20 protein-coding genes and 1 pseudogene are annotated in these 24,328 nt (G+C 71.2%); 9 read left to right on the top strand and 12 right to left on the bottom strand.

Annotation, left to right across the window (positions count from 1 at the left end; genetic code table 11):
• The first annotated feature begins 41 nt into the window (after positions 1-41).
• Together O7553_RS07495 and O7553_RS07490 are read left to right on the top strand one after the other, a co-directional pair.
• A complete protein-coding gene (locus O7553_RS07495) occupies positions 42-302 on the top strand; it encodes a Prokaryotic metallothionein (RefSeq protein ID WP_123600747.1) in 261 nt (86 codons plus the stop codon).
• A 38-nt stretch (positions 303-340) separates the two neighbouring features.
• Positions 341-811, top strand: a complete 471-nt coding sequence (locus O7553_RS07490; protein ID WP_281555524.1) for a GNAT family N-acetyltransferase — start codon at positions 341-343, stop codon at positions 809-811.
• Positions 812-917: 106 nt separating this feature from the next.
• Here O7553_RS07490 and O7553_RS07485 read toward each other — a convergent pair whose 3' ends face one another.
• The 4 genes from O7553_RS07485 to hemE all read right to left on the bottom strand — a co-directional run bounded on the left by O7553_RS07485 (position 918) and on the right by hemE (position 4,768).
• Positions 918-1,298, bottom strand: coding sequence for a hypothetical protein (locus tag O7553_RS07485; RefSeq protein WP_278168180.1), 381 nt, complete (start codon positions 1,296-1,298; stop codon positions 918-920).
• A 166-nt stretch (positions 1,299-1,464) separates the two neighbouring features.
• Positions 1,465-2,172: a hydrogen peroxide-dependent heme synthase gene (gene hemQ / locus O7553_RS07480; RefSeq protein ID WP_281554092.1), complete on the bottom strand. Its 708-nt coding sequence runs from the start codon at positions 2,170-2,172 to the stop codon at positions 1,465-1,467.
• Positions 2,169-3,599: a protoporphyrinogen oxidase gene (gene hemG / locus O7553_RS07475; protein ID WP_281554091.1), complete on the bottom strand. Its 1,431-nt coding sequence runs from the start codon at positions 3,597-3,599 to the stop codon at positions 2,169-2,171. The genes hemQ and hemG overlap by 4 nt, the downstream gene beginning before the upstream one ends.
• Positions 3,600-3,661: 62 nt before the next feature.
• Positions 3,662-4,768, bottom strand: coding sequence for a uroporphyrinogen decarboxylase (gene hemE / locus O7553_RS07470; RefSeq protein ID WP_281554090.1), 1,107 nt, complete (start codon positions 4,766-4,768; stop codon positions 3,662-3,664).
• 185 nt (positions 4,769-4,953) lie between these two features.
• Between hemE and O7553_RS07465 the strand changes: the two genes are divergently transcribed.
• On the top strand, positions 4,954-5,529 hold the full coding sequence (locus O7553_RS07465; RefSeq protein WP_281554089.1) for a DUF3000 domain-containing protein: 576 nt from the start codon (positions 4,954-4,956) through the stop codon (positions 5,527-5,529).
• Between the two features lie 5 nt (positions 5,530-5,534).
• Here the strand turns inward: O7553_RS07465 and O7553_RS07460 are convergent, their stop codons facing one another.
• Entirely contained in the window at positions 5,535-6,554 is a 1,020-nt protein-coding gene (locus O7553_RS07460) for a S1C family serine protease (RefSeq protein ID WP_281554088.1), read from the bottom strand.
• Between the two features lie 247 nt (positions 6,555-6,801).
• On the opposite strand from O7553_RS07460, the gene O7553_RS07455 reads away from it, so the two are divergent.
• Positions 6,802-8,106: an HRDC domain-containing protein gene (locus tag O7553_RS07455; protein WP_281555523.1), complete on the top strand. Its 1,305-nt coding sequence runs from the start codon at positions 6,802-6,804 to the stop codon at positions 8,104-8,106.
• A gap of 66 nt (positions 8,107-8,172) precedes the next feature.
• Here O7553_RS07455 and galE read toward each other — a convergent pair whose 3' ends face one another.
• Positions 8,173-9,174, bottom strand: coding sequence for a UDP-glucose 4-epimerase GalE (gene galE / locus O7553_RS07450; protein WP_281554087.1), 1,002 nt, complete (start codon positions 9,172-9,174; stop codon positions 8,173-8,175).
• Between the two features lie 260 nt (positions 9,175-9,434).
• Here galE and O7553_RS07445 point away from each other — a divergent pair, with 260 nt between their 5' ends.
• Both O7553_RS07445 and O7553_RS07440 read left to right on the top strand, forming a co-directional pair.
• Complete coding sequence (locus O7553_RS07445) at positions 9,435-10,646, top strand: thiolase family protein (RefSeq protein WP_281554086.1); 1,212 nt, start codon at positions 9,435-9,437, stop codon at positions 10,644-10,646.
• A complete protein-coding gene (locus tag O7553_RS07440) occupies positions 10,643-12,712 on the top strand; it encodes a 3-hydroxyacyl-CoA dehydrogenase NAD-binding domain-containing protein (protein ID WP_281555522.1) in 2,070 nt (689 codons plus the stop codon). The genes O7553_RS07445 and O7553_RS07440 overlap by 4 nt, the downstream gene beginning before the upstream one ends.
• A gap of 93 nt (positions 12,713-12,805) precedes the next feature.
• On the opposite strand, the gene O7553_RS07435 is transcribed toward O7553_RS07440, so the two are convergent.
• The 3 genes from O7553_RS07435 to O7553_RS07425 all read right to left on the bottom strand — a co-directional run bounded on the left by O7553_RS07435 (position 12,806) and on the right by O7553_RS07425 (position 15,452).
• Positions 12,806-13,108 carry a DUF6342 family protein gene (locus O7553_RS07435; RefSeq protein ID WP_281554085.1) on the bottom strand — a complete coding sequence of 101 codons (303 nt, stop codon included), beginning with the start codon at positions 13,106-13,108 and terminating at the stop codon, positions 12,806-12,808.
• A gap of 413 nt (positions 13,109-13,521) precedes the next feature.
• Positions 13,522-14,691 carry a HAMP domain-containing sensor histidine kinase gene (locus O7553_RS07430; protein WP_281555521.1) on the bottom strand — a complete coding sequence of 390 codons (1,170 nt, stop codon included), beginning with the start codon at positions 14,689-14,691 and terminating at the stop codon, positions 13,522-13,524.
• Between the two features lie 74 nt (positions 14,692-14,765).
• A complete protein-coding gene (locus O7553_RS07425; protein WP_281554084.1) occupies positions 14,766-15,452 on the bottom strand; it encodes a response regulator transcription factor in 687 nt (228 codons plus the stop codon).
• 677 nt (positions 15,453-16,129) lie between these two features.
• Here O7553_RS07425 and O7553_RS07420 point away from each other — a divergent pair.
• A pseudogene (locus O7553_RS07420) lies at positions 16,130-16,669 on the top strand (endo-1,4-beta-xylanase); the annotation flags it as partial.
• A gap of 426 nt (positions 16,670-17,095) precedes the next feature.
• Here the strand turns inward: O7553_RS07420 and dxs are convergent.
• The 3 genes from dxs to O7553_RS07405 form a co-directional block, all read right to left on the bottom strand.
• Entirely contained in the window at positions 17,096-19,087 is a 1,992-nt protein-coding gene (dxs, locus tag O7553_RS07415) for a 1-deoxy-D-xylulose-5-phosphate synthase (RefSeq protein WP_281554083.1), read from the bottom strand.
• Between the two features lie 205 nt (positions 19,088-19,292).
• Positions 19,293-20,579 (bottom strand): TRAM domain-containing protein, encoded by a 1,287-nt coding sequence (locus O7553_RS07410; RefSeq protein ID WP_281555520.1) that lies wholly within the window; start codon positions 20,577-20,579, stop codon positions 19,293-19,295.
• Between the two features lie 25 nt (positions 20,580-20,604).
• On the bottom strand, positions 20,605-22,731 hold the full coding sequence (locus tag O7553_RS07405) for an APC family permease (protein WP_281554082.1): 2,127 nt from the start codon (positions 22,729-22,731) through the stop codon (positions 20,605-20,607).
• Positions 22,732-22,905: 174 nt separating this feature from the next.
• Between O7553_RS07405 and O7553_RS07400 the strand changes: the two genes are divergently transcribed.
• On the top strand, positions 22,906-23,571 hold the full coding sequence (locus O7553_RS07400) for a TrkA family potassium uptake protein (protein WP_281554081.1): 666 nt from the start codon (positions 22,906-22,908) through the stop codon (positions 23,569-23,571).
• Positions 23,571-24,305, top strand: coding sequence for a TrkA family potassium uptake protein (locus tag O7553_RS07395; RefSeq protein ID WP_281554080.1), 735 nt, complete (start codon positions 23,571-23,573; stop codon positions 24,303-24,305). The genes O7553_RS07400 and O7553_RS07395 overlap by 1 nt, the downstream gene beginning before the upstream one ends.
• Positions 24,306-24,328: the final 23 nt, after the last annotated feature.

Raw genomic sequence — 24,328 nt, 5'->3', positions numbered from 1 at the left:
TGCCGCACCCTGCAAATGAGGCTGACGTTGGGAGAAGCAACATGGCGACCTGTGAGGTCTGCGGCAACGACTACTGGCTGGCGTTCGACATCCGCACGGTCAGCGGGGACACCTACACCTTCGACTCGTTCGAGTGCGCGATCCAGCTGCTCGCGCCGATCTGCGAACACTGCCAGTGCAAGATCGTGGGGCACGGGGTCGAGGTGTCCGGACGGTTCTTCTGCTGCGCCCACTGCGCGCGCACCGTCGACCAGGAGCAGGGGGCCGCGGTCCGCGACGCGGTCGGCAGCCGGCCGGGCTGAGCCACGTATCATCCGTCGGCGTGCCCCCCGATCCTGGCCTGACGCCGCACGTCGCGCACACCGTCGAACTGCCGCCGTTGGTGCTGTACCAACTGCTCAAGCTGCGGGTGGACGTGTTCGTGGTGGAGCAGCGTTGTGCGTACCCGGAACTGGACGGCCGCGACGTCGAGCCGGGTGCCCGCCAACTGTGGCTGTCCCGGGGCGACACGGTGGTGGCCTGTCTACGGCTGCTCGACGAACCAGGCGGTGGCGCGGAAGCCACGGCCAGGATCGGCCGGGTGGCCGTTGCCACCGCCGAACGCGGCCAGGGTCACGCCGGTCGACTCGTCGAGGCGGCGTTGCGGCTCGCCGCCGGCCGGCCCTGTGTGCTCGACGCCCAGGCACACCTGACGGGGCTGTACGCGCGGTACGGGTTCGTCGTCGTCGGGCCGGAGTACCTCGAGGACGGCATCTGGCACGTGCCGATGCGCCGTGCGGCAGATCCGGTAGGTGCATCCGGCGGAACCTGACCGACCGGGCCGTGCACGCAAGGACCGGCGACCGGATGGACGTGTCCACCGCGGCCGCCGGCCCGGTCCGCCGTACCCGTCACCGGGTCGGCGGCCCTTTCACGGGTCAGCGCTGTCGCTCACCCGAGTTCCGCCAGGCGCTGCCGGCCTTGGCCAGCCCCCGGCTGACCACGTAACCGATGGTCAGCAGCGCGACGTACAGCCATGCGGTGCTGGCCGGGAAGGGGTCCCCGCCACCAGCGGTACCCTGCACGCCGTCGATGTCCGGGTTGATCACCTGGGAGGCCAGCAGTACGCCGGCGACCGCGATCAGGTAGACGTAGAACTCGGTGCTGCGGAACGCCGACTTCGTCTCGGTTCCCGGGGTGATCGCCGGACGCATCCCGGCGTTCATGTCCATCTGGTGTGTCTGACCGTCGGCCATCGGCTGCCCGGCCATCGGCCGGTTCACGGCGGTGGTGTTGCGGGTCGGAGCTTGCGTACTCATCACACCCTCCTCCGGATCAGATGAGTGGTCCTTCTCCGGTCCGGTCGACCCGGTCGGGCTGACCGGCCAACCTCGGGGGGCAGTGGATGGGTACCCGGGCCGGCACCTGCGGAAACCGCGCCGGACGGACCGGTCCGGAGCCGACCGGCGACCGGTCCGGGTGTCGTCAGGGCAGATTTGCGACCAGGTCGGCGACGGTACGGTGCCGTCCGGTGAAGAACGGCACCTCCGCGCGAACGTGCCGCCGCGCCGACGAGGCCCGCAGGTCGCGCATCAAATCGACGATCCGGTGCAGTTCGTCGGCTTCGAAGGCGAGCATCCACTCATAGTCGCCAAGTGCGAAGGATGCAACGGTGTTCGCCCGGACGTCCGGATACGGCCGGGCCATCTGCCCGTGCTCGGCCAGCATCGCCCGGCGCTCCGCCTCCGGCAGCAGGTACCACTCGTACGAGCGGACGAACGGGTACACGCAGATGTACGCCCGAGCCGGCTCGCCCGCCAGAAACGCCGGCACATGGCTCTTGTTGAACTCGGCCGGGCGGTGCAGCGCCAGCTGGGACCAGACCGGAGCGAGGTGGCGGCCCAACGCCGTACGGCGCAACCGCCCGTACGCGTCCTGCAGCTCGTCGCTGTCCGCCGCGTGCCACCAGATCATGATGTCGGCGTCGGCCCGTAGCCCGGCGACGTCGTAGGTGCCCCGGACCGTGACGTCCTTGGCGGTCAGCTCGCCGATCAGCGACTCGACCTCACCGATCATGTCGTCGCGCAGCGCCGGCAGCCGCTCGGCGACCTGGAACACCGACCACATGGTGTACCGGATCGTCGAGTTCAGCTCACGCAACCGCGCCGCGTTGGTCTGCTCGTCGCCGCTCATCGGCGTACCCCTTCCAGGTTTGTCAGGATCTCATCGGCGGCGTTCTCGCCGGACCGCACGCACACCGGGATGCCGATGCCGTCGTAGGCCGCGCCGGCCAACGCCAGCCGGTGCCCGGCGGACCGCAGCGACCAACGGGCCGCCGCCACCCGGCTCAGGTGCCCCGGCGGGTACTGCGGCAGCGCGCCACCCCATCGCTGCACGTGCGACTGCACGGCCGCCGGCTGCCGGACGCCGGTGAGCCGGGTCAGCTCGGTACGCACCGCGTCGACCAGCTCGTCGTCGGAGCGTTGCAGCAGCCGCTCGTCGCCGTGGCGGCCGACCGAGGCACGGACCACGGCCAGCCCGTCAGATCGTCGCAGCTGGGCCCACTTGGTGCTGAAAAGGGTGACGGCCTTGGTCATGGTCCGCTCGGTCGCCGGCACCAGGAAGCCGGAGATCTCCGGCAGCTGCGGCTGCGGCACCGCCAGGGTGACCAGGGCGATGCTGGCGTACTCGAGCGCACCGACCCGGAGCGCCGCGGCGGCGTCGACCGCGGCGAGCAGCCGGGCCGCCGGCCGGGCCGGCACCGCCAGCACCACCGCATCGACGTCCACCCGCTCGGCGCCGCGGGTCGGCCCGACCGTCAACCGCCAGCCGTCCGACGAGGCGGCCAACTCCCGTACCACCGCCGAGGTCCGCAACCGGACCTCGGCTGCGCCGTCGGCGGCCGACAGCGCGCCCCGGACGGCCGCAACGAGCCGGCTCAGCCCGCCGTCGACGGTGGCGAACACCGGCGCGCCGGCCGCTGGTGGTCGGGCGGCCAGTGCCGCCCGGACCGCCGCGACCAGGGTGTGTTCCGTGCGGGCCGCCGCCGCCAGCCCCGGGATGGTGGTGGCCAATGACAAGGTGTCGGCCCTACCCGCGTACACCCCGCCGAGCATCGGGTCGACCAGTTGCTCGACGACCTCGTCACCCAGCCGCCGACGAACCAGCTCACCGACGGCGACGTCATCGTCCGGCTGCAGCAACGGCCGGCCCTGGTCGGCGTCACGCTCCGGTTCGGCGCGGGCCACCCGGGCCACCGCCGCGAGGTCGCCGGGCACGCCGATCAGCGTCCCGGCGGGTAACGCAACGAACTGTCCGCCCCGGGCCAGCGCCGCCTGGCCGACCGCCGGGTGTCGCAGCCTGTCACCGAGGCCGACCCGGCGGGCCAGCGCGACCGCAGCGGAGTCGCCGCCGGCCGGATCCCGCATCAGGAACGCCTCGGCGCCGCGTTCCACCGGCAGCCCGGCAAAGTCCTCGGTACGCAGCTTGCCGCCCAGCTCGTCGGACTGCTCGTAGACCGTGATCCGGGTCCCGGCGGGTGCCCGGTCACGCAGCCGCAACGCTGCGGCCAGCCCAGCGATCCCGCCACCCACCACGGCGATCCGCCACGATTGCTGCATACCGTCACCTTGCCACCCGGGTAGTCGGGCCGGCCGGCCGGGCCTACCCGGGTGTGACGCGGTCAGCGCTGCGACGTCTCGTGCACCAGCTCGACGACCCTGGTCAGCACGTCGGGATCGGTTTCCGGCAGCACTCCGTGACCGAGGTTGAACACGTGTCCGGGGGCGGCGAGCCCGTCGGCCAGCACCCGCCGGACCTCCGTACGCACCACCGGCCACGGCGCGAGCAGCAGACTCGGGTCGAGGTTGCCCTGTACCGCACGGTCCGGGCCGATCCGCACGGTCGCGGCGTCCAGGGGGGTACGCCAGTCCACCCCGACCACATCCGCGCCGGCCTCGCCCATCGCACCGAGCAACTCGGCGGTCCCGACTCCGAAATGGATTCTGGGCACTCCGGCGGCGGCCAGTCCGTGCAGCACCGCTGCGGAGTGCGGCAGGACGTGCCGACGGTAGTCGGCCTCGGAAAGCGTGCCGGCCCAGGAGTCGAACAGCTGGACCGCGGCGACGCCCGCCGCGACCTGCACCCGGAGGAACTCCAGGGTGATCTCGGCGAGCCGGCCGCAGAGCGCGTGCCAGGTCTGCGGATCGCCGTGCATCAGGGCCTTGGTCCGCCCGTGGGTCCGCGACGGTCCGCCTTCGACCAGGTAGCTGGCCAGGGTGAACGGCGCACCCGCGAACCCGATCAGCGGGGTTGCACCGAGTTCGGCGACCAGCAGCCGGACCGCCTCGTCGACGAAGCCGACGTCGTCGGGGGTGATCCGGCGGAGCCGGCCGACATCGGCGGCGCTGCGGACCGGTTCGGCGATGACCGGCCCGGTGCCGGCGACGATGTCCAACTCGACGCCGGCCGCCGCGACCGGAACGACGATGTCGCTGAACAGGATCGCGGCGTCCACGCCGTGCCGGCGTACCGGCTGCATGGTGATCTCGGCGACCAGGTCCGGCTGCCGGCAGGACTCCAACATGCCGATCCCGCTGCGCAACTGGCGGTACTCGGGCAGCGACCGACCGGCCTGGCGCATGAACCACACCGGCGTGTGCGGCACCCGTTCCCGGCGGCAGGCCCGGACGAAGGCGGAGGTGGCCAGCGGCGCCGCCGGGGCCGGGGCCGGCGCGGGTGTGTCGGGTGTCGCGTCGTGGGCGGCGTTGCCCGGTGTCGTCGTGGTCATCGGCGCCCATGGTGCCACGGTCGCCCGGCTGGTCGGCAGCCGCCGCCCCGATCCGATCCGCCCCGGTCGGATCCGGGCCGCACTGAGCCGATCCTTGGCCGGCGAAGCGCTGCCGTCGCGGTCACCGCTGCCGGGCCCGGCGCGCCGATCCCCATCTGGTCGGACCGCAGCCTAGGCTTTTGGCCATGGCCCCCCTTACCGCGTTGCCCGAGGCGTTCCACCGCGCCGTCGCCGGACTGCGCGCGGTGACCCCTCGGGAGGAGATCCAGATCGAGGAGGTCGGTGCCCCTCAGCGGCTGGCCCCGTACGCGTTCGCGTTGAGCGCCACGGTGCTGCGCGGCTCGGAGGAGGTGGCCACCGGACGGTTGGTCCTGCTGCACGACCCGGACGGACACGACGCCTGGCAGGGCACCCTGCGCCTGGTGACGTACGTCACCGCCGACCTGGAGGTTGACCTGGTCGCGGACCCGCTGCTGCCGACCGTCGGCTGGACCTGGTTGACCGATGCGTTGGACGTCCACGAGGCCGCCTACGGTGCCCTGGGCGGCACGGTGACGCAGACCTGCTCCACCCGCTTCGGCGAGCTGGCTGGCCCACCTGCGGGCGGCGACATCGAGATCCGCGCTTCGTGGACGCCGTCGACCACCGGGCTCGACGCCCACCTGAGGGCCTGGTGTGACCTGCTGGCGTCGACCGCCGGTCTGCCGCCGCCGGGGGTGACGGTGCTGCCGGGCCGGCGGCGGCCGACCGGCACCACCTGACGCGATCAGCAGATCTCGAACACGTCGCAGGCGGTACGGATCGGCACAGCCAGCCCGATCCCCTCGGCGTCGCGGGCCTTCGCGGTGGCGATGCCCACCACCTGTTTGCCGCTGTTGATCACCGGCCCGCCCGAGTTGCCGGGGTTGATCGGAGCGTCGAACTGGATGACCGGGCCGGTGCTGTCGTCGGCATCCCGCAACGCGCTGACCACCCCGGTGGTCACCGAGTCGACGAGCCCGAGCGGAGCCCCGACCACTACGATCTGCTGACCGGACTTGACCTCGTCGGGAGCTGGCGGCAGGCCGGGGAACGAGCGGTCGGTCCGCAGCTGCGCCACGTCGCTGTCCTCGTCAACCGCGACGACCGCCGCCTCGATCCGTTCACCGTCGCGCTCGAGAAAGACGCGCCGGTTGCCGGCCAGATAGCTGGGCTCGACGACGTGGTAGTTGGTCAGCAGATTGGTGCCGCCGTCGGCTGACTCGCCCACCGCGAAGGCCGTGCCGGTGAACCGCCCGGCGCTGACCCGAAAGACGCTGGGCAGCACCGCCGTGGCGATCGCCTCCGGGTCGAAGGCCGCGCCGACCTGCCGTTCCAACTCGGCGGCGCGCGCCTCGACCAACTCGAAGCGGTCGGAATCGGCTCCCTGCGCCCGGGCCAGCCGCTGGTCGACCTCGGCCAGTCGGGTGGTCAACTGACGGATCTGGTGCGTCTGGAAACCCGCCAGGCCGGCCAGAAGCAGGACCAGCAGCAGCGCAGTCGCCCCTGGCCACCCCCGCCGGACCGGGGTGACCCGGCGAAGCTGGTCGGCCGGCGGCGCCCACGAGCCCGGACGGTCCGAGGTCGCCCAGGGCGTCGGCGCGTCGGGAGCAGGGGGCGGCTCGCTCGCTACATGGGTCTCCTCGGCGGCATGGGCGTCCTCGGCGGTATGGGCCGCCGGTAGCGTATGCGCCTCCGGAGCGTCATGTCGCGGGCCCGGAATGTCCGGGACAGCAACGGAGCGCGGATCGTCGTACCCACTGGTCATGTCGTGGCAGCCTCTCCTTCAACGCGGCAGCCGGCCCACCTGCCGCTGAGCGGCGATACGACCGTACCGGGCAGTACGGTATTTGTCGTCACCTCTCGCCCGGTGATCACACGATTGCCACCCGTTGGACACATAACCGGGGTGTCGCCGGTCAACTCGACCGGCCCGGAGCCGACGCGCCGGTGACACCTTGTGCAGCCGGCACCGGGCCGGGCACTAGGGTTGCCAGGTGACCGACGAATCCCCCCTGCGCCGTCGGACCGCGCAACGCCCAGCAGGGAGCGAGCCGCACCACCCGCTGGCGCAGCCGCCGGCGTCCGATGTCGTGGGGTCCGACTCCTCGCCCGGCGGGCCCGTTGCGCTGACCGCTCCCCGCGACGGCACCCCTGCACCGGTGGCCGACGACGACGCTCTCGCCGAGGCCGTTGCCCGATTCGCTGCCGGCTCCGGTCCGGTCGCCATCGACGCCGAACGCGCCTCCGGATACCGCTACACCCAACGCGCCTATCTGGTGCAGCTACGCCGGGCGGGTGCCGGTACCGCGCTGATCGACCCGCTGCCGCTGCCCGACCTGGGCACGCTCGACGCCGCGATCGCCGATGCCGAATGGGTGCTGCACGCCGCCAGCCAGGATCTGCCCTGCCTGGCCGATGTCGGGCTGCGCCCACGCCGGTTGTTCGACACCGAGTTGGCCGCCCGGCTGGCCGGCTACGAGCGGGTGGGGCTGGCCGCGCTGACCGAGGCACTGCTCGGCTTCTCGCTGGAGAAGCATCACTCCGCCGCCGACTGGTCGACCCGCCCGCTACCGGAGTCGTGGCTGACCTACGCGGCGCTCGACGTCGAACTGCTGGTCGAGCTGCGGGACGTACTCGCCCTGGAGTTGGAACGCCAGGGCAAGCAGCAATGGGCTGCCGAGGAGTTCGCCGCCCTGGTCGCCTGGGGCAGCCAGCCGACCCGGGTACGGCCGGAGCCGTGGCGGCGGACCTCCGGCATTCACCGGGTACGCGGAGCGCGGGCCCAGGCCCGGGTACGCGCGTTGTGGCAGGCCAGGGACGACGTCGCCGCCCGCCGCGATTCGGCACCGGGCCGGGTGCTGCCGGATTCGGCGATCATCGCGGCGGCCGAACTCGATCCCCGGGACGAGCGGGCCCTGCTGGCGTTGCCTGGTTTCAACGGCCGCTCGGTCCGGCGCTTGGCGCGGATCTGGCTGGACGCGCTGGACGTCGCCCGCGCCCTGCCCGACGACGCCCTGCCGACCACGCCTGCGGTCGACGGCCCTCCCCCGCCGCACCGCTGGGCGGAACGGGACCCGGCGGCCGCGGCACGGTTGGCCCGGTGCCGGGAAGTGGTGATCCGGACGGCCGCGGCGAACCTGCTACCGCCGGAGAACCTGATCGCGCCGGACTCGGTCCGCCGGCTCGCCTGGACTCCGCCGGAGAAGATCAGCGACGAGTCGGTGGCGGCGACGCTGCAGGGGTTCGGTGCCCGTACCTGGCAGGTGTCGTTGATCGTGGCGGAGCTGAGCGCGGCGCTGCGGGACCCGCCGCGGTAGACCGCTGCGGCGGGTCCCAGGAAGCGTCGCGATCAGGGCCGCCGTGGACGCGGCCGGACGCCGGACTCAGTCGTCGAGCACCTGGTCCCGCCGCGCCGACCAGGCCAGGGAGTGCCGGATGCCGTCGGCGATGGACAGCTCGGGCTTCCAGTCGAGCAGCCGACGCGCCCGGACGCTGCGGGTGTACGAGCCGGCGGCGTCACCGGGGCGGGGCCCGGTCTCCCGGACCCGCAGCGGCTGGTCGACCACGGAGCGGAAGGCCTCGACGAACTCACGCACCGTGGTGCCGTCGCCGGTGCCGAGGTTGAGCACCTCGTAGCGCCGGTCGGCGCCGACCGGCAGAATCTCGTCGAAGTGGCGCAGCGCCTGCACGTGTGCCCGGGCCAGGTCCCAGACGTGGATGAAGTCTCGGATTCCCGAGCCGTCGCGGGTGGGCCAGTCAACCCCGGTGATGGCGAACTCGGCCCCGGTCTGCACGGCGGTGATCAGCTTGCCGAGGACGTGGGTGGGCTGGCGGATCTGCAGGCCGGTACGCAGCTGCGGGTCGGCGCCGATCGGGTTGAAGTAGCGCAGCGACAGCGCCCGCAGCGGCATGGCGGCGGCGCAGTCGGCGAGCAGCGTCTCCATCACCGCTTTGGTCCGCGCGTACGGACTGGTCGGCTCGAGCGGTGAGGACTCGTCGACGGAGAAGTCTTCACCCGGCCGGTAGATCGACGCAGAGGAGCTGAACAGGTACCGCTCGGCTCCGTTGCGGGCCACGTGGTCGATGAAGTCGATCGACTTCGCGACGTTCTCCCGGTAGTAGCGCAGCGGTTCGGCGACCGATTCGGGCACTACGATCAGCGCCGCGGCGTGCACCACCGCGCTGATGTCCGGGTGTTCGGCGAAGATCCGGTCGATCAGGGCACCGTCGGCGATGTCGCCCTGGTAGAAGATCCGGTCGCGGGTGAACTCGATCCGCCCGGTGACCAGATTGTCCAGCACCACCGGCTCAATGCCGTCGTCGAGGCATGCGGAGGCGATCGTACTGCCGATGAAGCCCGCGCCTCCGGCGATCAGAACCTTCACCGTGTCTCCTCTGTTGGATTGTCGTCCGTCTGGGTTGGTCGTCGGTCGCCCGTCCGGCGGGTCGCGAATGTCCGGTGCGGGCGGTGGCGCACGATTGACATCACGGTACCGGAGCCGGGTCGAGCGCTCCGCCGGAGGCGACCCCCGACCGGTGGCCCGGGTGTGGCCCGGGCCACACCCGGGCCACCGGTCGACGATTGTTACCGACAAGTAGCATGGAAGTCTGCCCCGCGTACCCAGGCCGGCAAGGAGGCCCCATCGTGCCGCGTGAAGTCCGGGACGTCGTCTTCGTCGACGGCGTCCGCACCCCGTTCGGCAAGGCCGGCGGGATGTACGCCCACACCCGCGCCGACGACCTCGTCATCCGCTGCATCCGTGAACTGCTGCGGCGCAACCCGCAACTACCCCCCGACCGGGTCGAGGAGGTAGCCATCGCGGCGACCACCCAGACCGGCGACCAGGGACTGACCATCGGTCGCACCGCCGCGCTGCTGGCCGGGCTACCCAAGACGGTGCCCGGCTTCGCCATCGACCGGATGTGCGCCGGCGCGATGACCGCGGTCACCTCGGTAGCCGGCGGCATCGCGATGGGTGCCTACGACGTGGCGATCGCCGGCGGCGTCGAACACATGGGCCGGCATCCGATGGGCGAAGGCGTCGACCCCAACCCGCGCATCCTCGCCGAGAAGCTGGTCGACCCGTCCGCGCTGATCATGGGCGCGACCGCAGAGAACCTGCACGACCGGATGCCCGGCGTCACCAAGGCGCGCGCCGACGCCTTTGCCCTCGCCTCCCAGGTCAAGACCGCCAAGGCGTACGCCAACGGCAAGCTGCAGCCGGACCTGGTCCCGGTGGCGGTCCGCGACCCGGAGGCCGGCTGGGGGCTGGCAGTCGTCGACGAGGCGCCCCGGGAGACGTCGCTGGAGAAGCTGGCCACCCTCAAGACCCCGTTCCGGCCGCACGGGCGGGTCACCGCCGGCAACGCCGCCGGGCTCAACGACGGTGCGACCGCCAGCGTGATCGCCGCCGAGGACGTGGCCCGCGAGCTGGGGCTACCGGTGGCGATGCGGCTGGTCTCGTACGGCTTCGTCGGCGTCGAACCGGAGGTGATGGGTGTCGGCCCGATCCCGGCGACTGAGAAGGCTCTGCGGCTTGCCGGGCTGGGCATCGACGACATCGGCCTGTTCGAGCTGAACGAGGCCTTCGCCGTCCAGGTGCTGGCCTTCCTCGACCACTTCGGCGTCGACGCCGACGACCCGCGGGTCAACCCGTGGGGTGGCGCCATCGCCATCGGGCACCCGCTGGCCTCCTCCGGCGTACGACTGATGACCCAGCTGGCCCGGCAGTTCGCCGAACATCCCGAGGTGCGCTACGGGCTGACCGCGATGTGTATCGGCATCGGCATGGGCGGCTCGGTCATCTGGGAGAACCCGGCCTGGACCGGCCCGGCACAGCAGGGAGACGAGAACTGATGCTGCACAACCCCGACGAGGTGGTCACCCGGGCGCTGGTCCGGCAGGTGAACGTACCCGGACTGGACCGGCCCGCCGCGCTGATCACCCTGGACAACGGCCTGGACCACCGCAAACCCAACACCCTCGGGCCGACCGGGCTGGCCGGCCTGGACGCGGCGATCACCGAGGCGCTGGCCGGCGAGCCGGCCTTCGTGGCGGTCACCGGCAAGCCGTACGTCTTCTGCGTCGGCGCCGACCTCACCGCGATGCCGCAGCTCGTCGACCGTGAGCAGGCGCTGGAGATCGGCCGGACGGGCCACCGGATCTTCGCCCGGCTACGCGACAGCGCGGTGCCGACCTTCGCGTTCGTCAACGGTGCCGCGATGGGTGGCGGGCTGGAACTCGCCCTGCACTGCCACTACCGGACACTGTCCGGCGGAGCCGGTCCGCTGGCCCTGCCGGAGGTGTCCCTCGGTCTGGTACCGGGCTGGGGAGGCACCCAGTTGCTGCCGAACCTGATCGGCATCCCGGCCGCCGCGCAGGTGATCATCCAAAACCCGTTGACCCAGAACAAGATGCTCAAGCCGAAGCAGGCCGCGGAGATGGGCATCGCCGACATCCTGCTCGAACCGGCCGATTTCCTGGAGCGGTCCCTGCAGTGGGCGGCTGGCGTGGTCACCGGCGAGGTCACCGTCGACCGCCCGGAGGTCGACCGGGACATGTGGGACGGGGTGCTCTACTTCGCCCGCCAGCTGCTCGACCAGCGGCTGCACGGCGCGGTACCGGCCGCCTACCGGGCCCTCGACCTGCTCGCGCTGGCCAAGGAGACCCCGTTCACCGACGGCACGGCCGCCGAGGACGAGGCCCTCGCCGACCTGATCCTGTCCGAGGAGCTGCGCAGCGGGCTGTACGCGTTCGACCTGGTCCAGCGACGCGCCAAGCGGCCGGCCGGCGCCCCCTCGGCGGACCTGGCCCGGCCGGTCACCAAGGTCGGCGTCGTCGGGGCCGGGCTGATGGCTTCCCAGCTGGCGCTGCTGTTCGCCCGCCGACTGCAGGTGCCGGTGGTGCTCACCGATCTGGACCAGGCCCGGGTGGACGCCGGACTGAGCTACGTGCACTCCGAGATCGAAAAGCAGGTCGGCAAGGGCCGGATGGACACCGGTACGGCGGCGAAGCTGCTGGCGCAGGTGAGCGGGTCGGTCGACAAGAGCGCCTTCGCCGACGCCGATTTCGTCATCGAGGCCGTCTTCGAGGACCTCAAGGTCAAGAAGCAGGTGTGGGCCGAGGTCGAGGCGATCGTCGGCCCCGAGACGATCCTGGCCACCAACACCTCGTCGCTGTCCGTCTCCGACATGGCCGCCGACCTGGCTCACCCCGAACGGGTGGTCGGCTTCCACTTCTTCAACCCGGTCGCCGTCCTGCCCCTGCTGGAGATCGTCCGCGGGGAGCGGACCGACGACGCGACTCTGGCCACCGCGTTCGCCGTCGGCAAGCAGCTGCGCAAGTCCTGCGTGCTGGTGTCGGACGCCCCGGCGTTCGTGGTCAATCGGCTGCTCACCCGGTTCCTCGGCGAGATCTTCGCGGCAGTGGACGCCGGCACGCCGCCGGAGGTCGCCGACGCCGCGCTGGACCCGCTCGGCCTGCCGATGCGGCCGCTGGCCCTGCTGCAACTGGTCGGCCCGCCGGTGGCCCACCATGTCGGTGGTACGTTGCACGCCGCGTACCCGGACCGGTTCACGGTCAGCGACAACCTGCGGCGGATCGCCGAGTCCGGGCTGCCGCTGATGGTGGACGACGAGATCAACCCCGAGATCGGCAAGCTGTTGGAGGTCGGGTCGCAGCCGTTGACCGCCGAGCAGGTCCGGCAACGGGCCCTCGACGCGTTGGCGCAGGAGGCCCGGCTGATGCTCGACGAGGGTGTGGTCGCCGAACCACAGGACATCGACCTGTGCATGATCCTCGGCGCGGGGTGGCCGTTCCACCTCGGCGGGATCACCCCGTACCTGGACCGGACCGGCACCGCGCAGCGGGTGACCGGCCGGCGGTTCCTACCCGCCGGGGTGGCCAGCAGCCCAGCCGATTGACCGGACAAAACGGAGCGGGATGTCGAGGCCGAAGTTCGGCTCGACATCCCGCTTGCCGCCTGAGCTTGCCTAACTGCAGGACAAATTCCAGACCTACTTGTAGGACAAGTTCGTCTGACCCTCGATCACCCGGCCGGCGATGTACAGATTACCAGCCGAGTCGAGAACCGCAATGATCTTCTTTTGGCTCCCGTGATGGGTCGTGAAGAAGATCTTGTCCGCTTCCTGCGAGGTCGAGTAGTTCGTGTTGACCGAAAGCTCGATACTGACCGGCGAACTGATCAGGACGTCCTTCTTGGGCGAGCTCTCGTAGACCTGGTTCTGCCGGAGCCGGATGCGTCCGTGAGTGTCACCCTCGTCCCAATCCGTTGCGAGTCCAAGATCGACGTCGGGCATCGGATCTCCTTTCGTTTGCCCGGATTCTCTCCGGTAGGTCAACCCAACTGGACAACCGCATCGGAGTCGATACACCTCAGTCATCGACGCGACCTATTTCTCCCACCCGATCCGGCGCCAATTCAATGGTATGACAGCCCCAACCGCCTTGGCTAGACACAAAATTTGTCAGCAAAGCCGACCAACATCTTCACCTCGATGCAATTTCCACGACTACCGACTCCACCAACCGACCATTTCGTCCCAAACGACTGACCGGCACCGCAACACATGTTAATTCGAGAAGATGATTCACATGGCCGGTTCCGACAAAACATATTCATCGAACCCAAAGTCAAACCGATGGAGTGAAGTGAACATTGCTGACACCGGGCCTCAGCAAGCGGGCCGCAGGGTCAGGGCGCGGCGGCAGGTCAGTTCCGACGTACCGGTGAGGCGGCCACCTGCAGTGGCGTGTCAGCAGCGGGCAACATCAAGGTGACTTCAAGGCCGCCCCCGGGTTGGGACACGGCGGACACCGTACCGCCGTGCGCGTCGGCCACCGCCCGTACGATCGACAGGCCCAGGCCGGAGCCGCGCGCCCCGGTCCGTTCCCGGCCACCCCGGCGGAACGGCTCGAACAGGCCCGGCACGTCAGCCTGGTCCACCTCGAAGCCGGTGTTGCCGACCAGCAGGTAGACGTGCGACCCGTGGCTGCCGGTCCGCACCCACAGCCGACCGTGCAGGTGGTTGTAGCGCACCGCGTTCTCGATCAGATTGCCGGCCAACCGGTCCAGCAGGCTGGGGTCGCCGATCACCACCGCCGGGTCCAGGGCGGTACGGACGTCCAGCTTGAGCCGGCGGGTCTCGGCCTGCACGGCCGACAACGCCGCACAGACCCCCTCAGCCAGGTCCCGGGGCACCTTACGGACCAGCCGCCGCCCGGACTGCGCCTCGCTGCTGGCCAGCACCAGCAACGCGTCGAACAGCCCGTTGGCCCGCTCCGAGGCGTCCCGGACCACCGTCGCCATCCGCCTGTACTCGGCCAGGTCGGCGGTGTCGTCGGCCATCGTCACGTCGATCTCGGTGCGCATCACCGCCAGCGGGGTACGCAGCTCGTGGGAGGCGTTGGCAACAAACCGCTTCTGGGCCTCGAACGACGCGCTGAGCCGGTCCAGCATGTCGTCGAAGGTCGCGGCGAGCTCAGCCACCTCGTCACCGGTGCCGGAGTAGCCGATCCGCTGATCCAGGGTCTGTTCGCCGAGCCGCCGGGCGGTCGACGTCACCTGCTGCAGCGGACGCAGCGCCCGGCCGACGACGGCGTACGCACCGACCACCCCGACCACGCTGATCGCCAGCAGCGCGACCAGCGCCTTGGCCAGCAGCTCACGGGACGCCCGCTCGACGATCCCGTCCTGCCAGGCTGCCGCGTCCATCTCGCGACCGTCGGCGAGCACCACGGTGGTCCCCGGCACGAGCTGGTCCGCCGGTCGCAGCGCGTCGGTGACCAGCAGCCAGGCGAGCAGTACGAAGACGGCCAGCGAGCCGACCAGCAGGACAGCGTTGAACAGAGTGAGCCGCAGCCGCAGGGTCGGCCGGGGCATGCGCAGCGTCGGCCAGCGTCGACGCCTCGGGTCCACCACCGACGCCGCCGGGGCAGCAAATCCGGGCAGCCGGTTCACTGGTACGCCTCGTCACGCGGCTCCGGCCCGGTCACGCGGTACCCGGCCCCGACCACGGTCTCGATAAGCGGGGGTTCCCCGAGCTTGCGACGCAGTGTCATCACCGTCACCCGTACGGTGGTGGTGAACGGATCGGTGTTGGCGTCCCAGACCCGCTCCAGCAGCTCCTCGCTGGACACCACCGCCCCGCGCGCCTTGACCAGCTCCTCCAACACGCCGAACTCCTTGCGGGTGAGATCGACCGGCTGGCCGTCCCGGGTGGCCAGCCGGCGGGCGGGGTCGACGGTCAGGTCGGCGACGGTTAGCACTGGCGGGGCCGCCGGGGTGGCCCGCCGGCCGAGGGCCTGCACCCGGGCGACGAGCTCGGTGAACGCGAACGGCTTCGGCAGGTAGTCGTCGGCGCCCAACTGCAGACCTTCGACCCGGTCGGCGACGGTGCCGCTGGCGGTCAGCATCAGCACCCGGGTGAGAGCGCCGGAGCTGACCAGGTCCGCGCAGATCTGGTCACCGTGCACACCGGGCAGGTCGCGGTCGAGCACCACCACGTCGTAGCGGGTCACGAAGGCCATCTCGTGTCCGGCGGAGCCGTCGTACGCCACGTCGACCGCCATGCCCTGTCGACGCAGCCCACGGACGATAGCGTCGGCGAGGTTGCGCTCGTCCTCGACCACCAGTACCCGCACCGCGACCTCCTTCACCCGTCCGGTCCCACCCTGCGCAGGCCCGCGTTAAGCCTGCGTGAAGCGGCGGGTATGAATCACAAACTAGTCGAGTCGTACCCCGTTGACGCTGGGCACCGATACCGGCACCCACGACCCCACCGGTCACCATTGAAGAGCTGTCCGCAACATTTCCGGGAACTCGAGTGGGTTCGTCAAGGCGCATCGGACCCGCGAGACGACGGTGGGTCGGGACATAGCGGCGACAACAGGGCCGCGAGATGAGCCGGCCACCCCGCCGCCACCTCAAACGGCCGCCGACCGTCCACCGCGACCACGAGCAGTCATGGCCGGAAACTACCGCTCGCCAACCGCAAGTTTTCTGAATATCGATATGAGTCGATCGATGCGTTAATGCCAACACCAACTGCTCTTGGAGGACATGTTCATAAAGAATGCCGATATGCCCGATTCATCAACTTGGCGCCTCAGCACCAGGTGCCCGAACGCCCGCGCCGACTCGCCAACTTGCTCAGGTGCCCGACGCAGACAGAGATCGACACTCTCCGTCGCCACCTGGGTGGCCGACCGTCCAACTGAGCGTCATCAACCGTCCCTGCTGACCACGGATACGCATCGCCGCTGGGCAGCTCTCACCTGAAGAGTGACAGATTGTCCTACTTCCCTGTCGGAGGATCAGCATGATCTCCCAGACCCGTCCTGCCCGACGTCGGTTTCGAACGCTCTGGGCATCCGGCATCGCCGCACTTGTCGTAGTCCTGACCGTGTCGTTGATGCCGAATCTCGCCAGCGCGGCCGAAAGCACCCTGGGGGCGGCCGCCGCCCAGTCCGGCCGCTACTTCGGCACCGCCGTCGCTGCCAACAAACTCGGCGACTCGACGTACGTGAACATCCTCAACCGGGAGTTCAACAGTGTCACCGCCGAGAACGAGTTGAAACTCGACGCCACCGAACCACAACAGAACCAGTTCACCTTCACCAACGGCGACCGGATCGTCAACCACGCCATCTCCCGCGGCATGGCCGTCCGCGGCCACACCCTCGCCTGGCACTCCCAGCAACCCGGCTGGATGCAACAGATGGAAGGCAACGCCCTCCGCCAGGCCATGCTCAACCACGGCAACTCCGGCGCCCGCCGCAACTCCAACCTCCAACGCACCGGCAACGACTGGATCGAAGCCGCCTTCCGCGCCGCCCGCGCCGCCGACCCCGGCACCAAACGGTAGTTGTCAAGTCAAATTGAGACGGTTTGTGCCTGCTGGGTTGGCTGGTTGATCCAGGCCTGGTCGGGTAGCCGTGGTGCGCGTGGCCGGCGGGTGAACCGGTCCGGATGGGCGGCGTGGGCGGCGTCGAGGGCGCGTTGGCGCTGCTCGCGGACCTGCTCGGCGGTGCCGTAGCCTACCGCCCCGGCGTCCTCACCCTCCAACGCTGACCGAAACCCACACCACACCACGACGCGGCGGGCCCGGCACCACGCCGGGCCCGCCTTGCAGTCCCGGGACCGGATGTCGGCGGCGCACCTCGGCAACACGGAAAGCTTGCGATGACTCGGCGACGGCGTGTCGATGAGGCAGAGTGGATCAACCCCGAACGACGGCCGTCCGCAGAGCTCGCGGGAACCGGTGCGCGAGCGACTGACTCGACGCTCAGCTGCGCCGGCCGGCACCACGTCGGGTGGTGGCCCGGTCACCGGAAACGTCACCGACGAAGCCCGTGCCGGCCGGCGGGTCGTTGTCCGGATCATCCAGCCCGGAGATCCAGCCGGTCACGTCGCGCGCCACGTCCTGCGCGGTCAGCCGCAGATCGGCAAGGATCTGCGCCCGGCTGCCGTGCGGATGCCAGTCGGCCGGTACGCCGAGATCACGCAGCGGCACCGGCACATCGGCATCGCGCAGCGCCTTGGCAACGGCGTCCCCGACACCGCCGGTGCGTACCCCGTCCTCGACGGTGACCACCAGCCGGTGTGCGGCGGCGAGCTCGACCAGCTCGGCGGCGACTGGACGGACCCAGCGCGGGTCGACCACGGTCACCCCGTAGCCCTGCTCGGCGACCCGGGCCGCCACGTCGACGCCGAGGTGTCCGAACGCGCCGACGGCGATCAGCAGCACGTCGCGCCGGTCGGACTCGACCAGCACGTCCACCCCCCCGACCCGACGCACCGCCGGCAGGTCGGCGGCGACCGAACCGGTCGGGAAGCGCACCAGGGTCGGGCCGTCGTCGACCGCCACCGCCTCGCGCAGCTCCTCACGCAGAGTCGCCGCGTCCCGGGGGGCGGCGATCCGCAGCCCTGGCACCACCCCGAAGACCGACATGTCCCAGATGCCGTAGTGGCTGGGCCCGTCCGGGCCGGTCACCCCGGCCCGGTCCAGCACGAAGGTCACCGGCAACCGGTGCATCGCCACGTCCAGCAGCACCTGGTCGAACGCCCGGTTGAGGAACGTCGCGTAGACCGCGACCACCGGGTGCAGCCCGCCCATCGCCAGGCCGGCGGCCGAGGTGGTGGCGTGCTGCTCGGCGATACCGACGTCGTACACCCGGTGCGGGTACTTGCGGGCCAGCGACGCGATGCCGGTCGGCTCGGCCATCGCCGCGGTGATCCCGACGACGTCGGGCCGCTCGTCGGCGACCGCCACCAGCTCGTCGGCGAAGACGTGGGTCCACTTCACCGCCGGCGCGGCCAGCAGCTTGCCGGTCTCCACATCGAAAGCGCTGCTCGGACCGTGCAGGCAGTCGGCCTCGTCCTCCTCGGCCGGCCGGTAGCCGTACCCCTTTCGGGTCACCACGTGCACGATCACCGGCCCGCCGAAGCCCTTGGCCCGCTGCAACGCCGACTCGACGGCGGCCAGGTCGTGGCCGTCGATCGGGCCGACGTACTTGATGCCGAGGTCCTCGAACATGGTCTGCGGCGCGACCGCGTCCTTGATGCCCTTCTTGACCGCGTGCAGCACCTCGTACATCGGCCGGCCGACCATCGGGGTGGCGCCGAGGGTGTCCTTGACCAGGTCGAGGACCTTCTCGTAGCCGGGGTTCAGCCGTAGGGCCGCCAGGTGGTCGGCCAGACCACCGATGGTCGGCGCGTACGACCGGCCGTTGTCGTTGACCACGATGACCAGCGGGTTGCGGGCACCGGCTATGTTGTTGAGCGCCTCCCAGCACATGCCGCCGGTCAACGCCCCGTCACCGACGACGGCGACCACGCTGCGCGCCTCGCCGCGCAACGCGTACGCCTTGGCCAGACCATCCGCATAGGACAGTGCGGTGGAGGCGTGCGAGTTCTCGATCAGGTCGTGCTCGCTCTCGGCCTGGCTCGGATAGCCGGACAGGCCACCTCGTTGGCGGAGCTGGTCGAAGGCGGCCTGCCGGCCGGTCAGGATCTTGTGCACGTACGCCTGGTGACCGGTGTCGAACAGGAACCGGTCCCGAGGTGAGTCGAAGACCCGGTGCATGGCGATGGTCAACTCCACCACACCGAGGTTGGGTCCCAGGTGCCCGCCGGTGCGGGACACCTTGGCGACCAGGAAGTCACGGATCTCGGCGGACAGCACCGCCAGCTCGTCGGCGGAGAGCCGCTTGACGTCCTGAGGTGTGCGGACGGTGGCCAGCAATCGGCCGTCGGATCCTGCCTCTACCTGGCTCAATTTCGCTCCCAACTGCCCGGCGCGCGCCGATGTGCGGCGCTGGGCGGCTACCCGGCGGCGGCGTACGCTCCGGCCCGCGTACGGCGTCCGCCCATGACCGCAGAGTCTATCGGGATCGCGCCGCTGCGCAGCGCCGCCGACCGGTCGACGTGCGGCCTGCTGGCGGGCCGATGTGCGGCCTGCCCGCGGGTCCGTCCGACCGGGGTCATCGACCGGCGGCCGGGGTGAGCAGGGCGACGCACTCGACGTGCCGGGTCATCGGGAAGCAGTCGTAGCCGTGCAACGCCGTCAGCGACCAGCCGAGGTCGCGGAAGGTACGCACGTCCCGGGCGAGCGCGGCCGGGTCGCAGGCAACGTAGGCGATGGCCCGCCGGGTGGCCGCTGCGATCCCGGCGACCACGCGGGCGCCCGCACCGGCCCGGGGCGGATCGAGCACCACCAGGTCGACCGGTCCGGTGATCCGGCGGCGGGTCAGCGCCGTCTCCACCCGGGCCGCGACCACCTCGATCCGGGGCAGGTCGGCCAGGTTGAGTCGGGCCGCAGCCACCCCGGCGGACGACGATTCGACCATCGTGACCCGCCCGTGCGGCCCGGTCCGGCCGGCCACCGCGGCGGCGAACAGACCAGCACCGCCGTACAGGTCCCACGCCGACTCGCCGGGACGGGGACGCAGCAGGTCCAGCACCGAGGTGATCAGGGTGTCGGCGGCCGCCGGATGCACCTGCCAGAACGCCCCGGCCGGCAGCCGCCAGTGGCGGCCGGCGGCGGACTCAGTGACCTGCGTCACCGAACCGGGTAGCGCATCGGACACCGCGCCGGGCAGGTCCGACTGCGCACCGGACCCAGCGCCGGACGTCCCCGCCGACCGGGGTGCCGACCCGCCGACCGGGGTGACGACGACCTCGCCGGCGGCCGAGGCGACCACCTCGACCGCGTCGACACCCGGCCACCGACGTCCGGCGGCCGGCACCACCGGCGCCGCCTGCACGGCCGGGTGGGCGATCAGGCAACGGTCCACCGGCACCACCTCGTGTGACCGGTGCTTGAGCAGGCCGGCCCGGTCTGCGGCGTCGACGGTGTAGCGCACCCGGGTCCGCCAGCCGAGCGGTCCGCCCGGCAGCGGCCGGACCTGCGGCGCCAACCCGTCGACCTCGGCCCCGGTCAGCCCACCGAGTCGCAGCAGTTGCTCCCGGACCACCGCCTCCTTCCAGGCCAGCTGACCGGCCACGGTGACGTGCTGCAGGTCGCAGCCGCCGCAGCGGCCGGGGCCGGCGTACCGGCAGGGTGGCTCGACCCGGTCCGGAGCCGGTTCGTGCACGGTCACCGCGTCACCGCGCAGGTAGCCCCGGTGCGTCTCGGTGATCTCGACGGTGACCAGTTCGCCCGGCAGGGCGTGCCGGACGAAGACCACCTGGCCGTCGACCCGGGCGACGCAGTGGCCGCCGTGTGCCACGGTGCCCACCCGTACCGTCGTCCGGTCGCCTTCCGCCAGGTCGGCCCGTGCGGAATTTCCGGTGTCACCGGTCACCGCGTACCTGCCCCTCCGACGCCGGCCGTTGGCCGCCCGACCCCGCCGGATCCGCCGGCACCGTCGGCCCGGCCGAATCGGACGCGACAGCCAGATCGTCCGGGTCGACCGGGTCGATCGGATCAGTGGGCATCGGGCGCGGACCACGCGCCGGACCGCGGCTGAGCGCCTCGTCGTACCGGCTCAGGTCCCGGCCGACGCTCGACGCCAACTGCCATGGGACGCTGGTCACCATCACCCCCGGTTCGAACAGCAGCCGGCCCTTCAGCCGAAGCGCGCTCTGGTTGTGCAGCAGGTTCTCCCACCAGTGGCCGACCACGTACTCGGGGATGAACACGGTGACCACGTCGCGTGGCGCGTCGCGACGCACCGACTTGACGTAGTCGATGATCGGCCGGGTGATCTCCCGGTACGGCGAGTCGACCACGGTCAGCGGCACCGGCAGCTCGCGGCGGTCCCACTCGGCCTGCACCGCGCGGGTGTCCGCGTCGTCCACCCGTACGGTGAGCGCGGCCAGCGAGTCCGGGCGGGTGGCCTGGGCGTACGCGACCGCCCGCAGCGTCGGCAGGTGGACCTTGCTGACCAGCACCACGGCGTGGTTGCGGGCGGGCAGCACCGGCCGGCCCTCGGCCGGGGTGAGTTCCCGGGCCACCGTGTCGTAGTGCCGGCGGATGCCCAGCATCAGCGCGTACACGCCGGCCATCGCGGCGATCGCGATCCACGCGCCGAGGGCGAACTTGGTGACCAGCACGACGACCAGGACGGCGCCGGTCAGCGTCATGCCGAACCCGTTGATCGCCCGCGCCCGGTGCATCCGACGGCGTACCGCCGGGTCCCGCTCGGTACGCAGTCGCCGGTTCCAGTGCCGCAGCATGCCGGCCTGGGACAGGGTGAACGAGACGAACACCCCGACGATGTAGAGCTGGATCAGCCGGGTCACCTCGGCCTGAAGCACCACGGTCAGCACGATCGCGAAGCCGGCGAGGAACAGGATGCCGTTGCTGAACGCCAGCCGGTCGCCCCGGGTGTGCAGCTGGCGGGGCAGGTACCGGTCCTGGGCGAGGATCGAGCCGAGCACCGGGAATCCGCTGAACGCGGTGTTCGCGGCGAGGAACAGGATCAGCGCGGTCACCCCGGCGGCGACGAAGAGCAGCACACCGGAGCCGAAGACGGTCTCGGCCAGCTGGGCCACCACCGTCTTCTGCACGTAGCCGTCCGGGCCGGACTCGATCTGCAGCGCCGGGTTCTCCACGAACTGCAGCCCGGTGAGCTGGGCCAGCCAGATGATCCCGGCGATCATGGCCACCGACAGCGCGCCGAGCAGCACCAGGGTGGTGGCGGCGTTGCGGCTCTTCGGTGGGCGAAACGCCGGCACGCCGTTGGAGATCGCCTCCACCCCGGTCAACGCCGCGCAGCCCGACGAGAAGGCCCGCAGCAGCAGGAACGCCATCGCGAAGCCGGTCAGGTCGACCCACTCGGCGGCGATGACCAGGTCCGCGCTGGGCGCGCGCAGGTCGTGCCCGAGGATGAAGATCCGGATCAGGCCGGTGGCGATTACCGCGGTGATCACGATGACGAAGCCGTACGTCGGTACGGCGAACATCCGCCCGGACTCCCGCACCCCGCGCAGGTTGAGGGCGGTGAGCGCCACGATGGCCGCCACCGCCACCGGCACCTTGTGCTCGGCCACGAACGGCAGCACCGAGCCGAGGTTGGCCACCCCGGAGGCGACCGAGACGGCGACGGTCAGTACGTAGTCGATCAGCAGGGCGCTGGCCACCCCGACGCCGAACCGAGGACCGAGGTTGACGCTGGCCACCTCGTAGTCGCCGCCACCGGACGGGTAGGCGTGCACGTTCTGCCGGTAGCTGGCCACCACCGTGACCATCACCACCGCCACCGCCAGAGTGACCCACGGCGAGTAGACGAACGCGGCCGCCCCGGCGATGGACAGGGTCAGCAGGATCTCGTCCGGCGCGTACGCCACCGAGGAGAGCGCGTCGGACGAGAAGACCGGCAGCGCCACCCGCTTGGGCAGCAGGGTGTGCTGGAGCCGGTCGGACCGGAACGGCCGGCCCAGCAGCAGCCGTTTGATCAGGGAGGTCGGACTGGCCACAAGCGCTAAGGGTACGGCCGTCCGGCTCCCGACGAATCCGGGTGGCTGATCACGCGGCCTGCCCGCCGGCACGGTACGGTCGGCGCGTCATCCGGCCGCCGCGTGGCAGGCTGGCAGGTGAACGTGGGTCCGCTCCGGCACGCGTTCGACGGATCGCCCTGCGGGAGGGCCCAGGTGCACGTCGTGATCATGGGTTGCGGCCGGGTCGGCTCGACCCTGGCACACAACCTGGAGGACCGCGGCCACTCGGTCGCGGTGATCGACAAGGACGCCAACGCGTTCCGTCGGCTGCCCAACGACTTCGCCGGCACCCGGGTCACCGGCTCCGGCTACGACCGCGACGTGCTGCAGTCGGCCGGGATCGAGCAGGCCGACGCCTTCGCCGCCGTCTCCAGTGGCGACAACTCCAACATCATCTCGGCCCGGCTGGCCCGCGAGACGTTCGGCGTGTCCCGGGTCGCCGCCCGCATCTACGACCAGCGGCGGGCCGAGGTCTACGAACGGCTCGGCATCCCGACGGTGGCGACCGTACGGTGGACCGCCGACCGGATGCTGCGGCACCTGGTCCCCGAAGGGCACGTGGAGATCTTCCGGGACCCGACCAGCACGGTGTCGATCGTCGAGGTGCCGCTGCACCGGGAGTGGATCGGGCGGCCGCTGCAGGCGCTGGAGCGGGCGGCCGGCACCCGGGCGGCCTACCTGATGCGGTTCGGAATCGGCACGCTGCCGACCCCGTCAACCGTGCTGCAGGAAGGTGACCAGGTCTTCATGCTGGTCACCGACGACATTGCCGACGCCGTCACGTTGACCGCCGGCAGCCTGCCGGAAGGAGCGCGGTGATGCGGGTGGCCATCGCGGGTGCCGGCAACGTCGGCCGCTCCATCGCCCAGGAACTGATCGGCAACGGCCATCAGGTGACCCTCATCGAACGCAATCCCGCGCTGTTCCTGCCGGACCGGGTGCCGGAGGCCGACTGGGTGTTGGCCGACGCATGCGAGGTGGCCAGCCTGGAGGACGTCGAGCTGAGCACGTACGACGTGGTCGTCGCGGCCACCGGGGACGACAAGGTGAACCTGGTGGTCTCGCTGCTGGCCAAGACGGAGTTCAGCGTCCTCCGGGTGGTGGCACGGGTGAACCGGGCCGAGAACGAGTGGCTGTTCACCGAGCAGTGGGGCGTCGACGTGGCGGTCAGCAAGCCACGGGTGATGGCGGCACTGGTCGAGGAGGCGGTGACGGTCGGCGACCTGGTCCGACTGATGACCTTCCGCCAGGGTGAGGCGAACCTGGTGGAGATCACCCTGCCGACCGACGCCCCGTACGTCGGGCACGCCGTGCGCACCGTGCCGCTGCCCCGCGACTCCGCCCTGGTGGCGATCGTCCGGGGCAAGCGGGTACTGACCCCCGGCCCGGACGACCCGCTCGAACCCGGTGACGAACTCGTCTTCGTCTGCACCGCTGAGGTGGAGGACGACGTCCGAGCGGTCGTCCTCGGGGCGGACAGCGTGGCCCGCACCCGGCGCGGCGAGCAGCCGCCAGCGCCGGTCCGCAACGAGCAACCGCCACCGCAGGACTGAACCCCGGCCGGCCAGCGGACGGG

The organism is Solwaraspora sp. WMMA2059, from assembly GCF_027497315.1.
GTDB lineage: Bacteria > Actinomycetota > Actinomycetes > Mycobacteriales > Micromonosporaceae > Micromonospora_E.
Note: the sequence above shows the minus strand (reverse complement) of the source record. Positions and strands in the feature narration are given on the sequence as shown.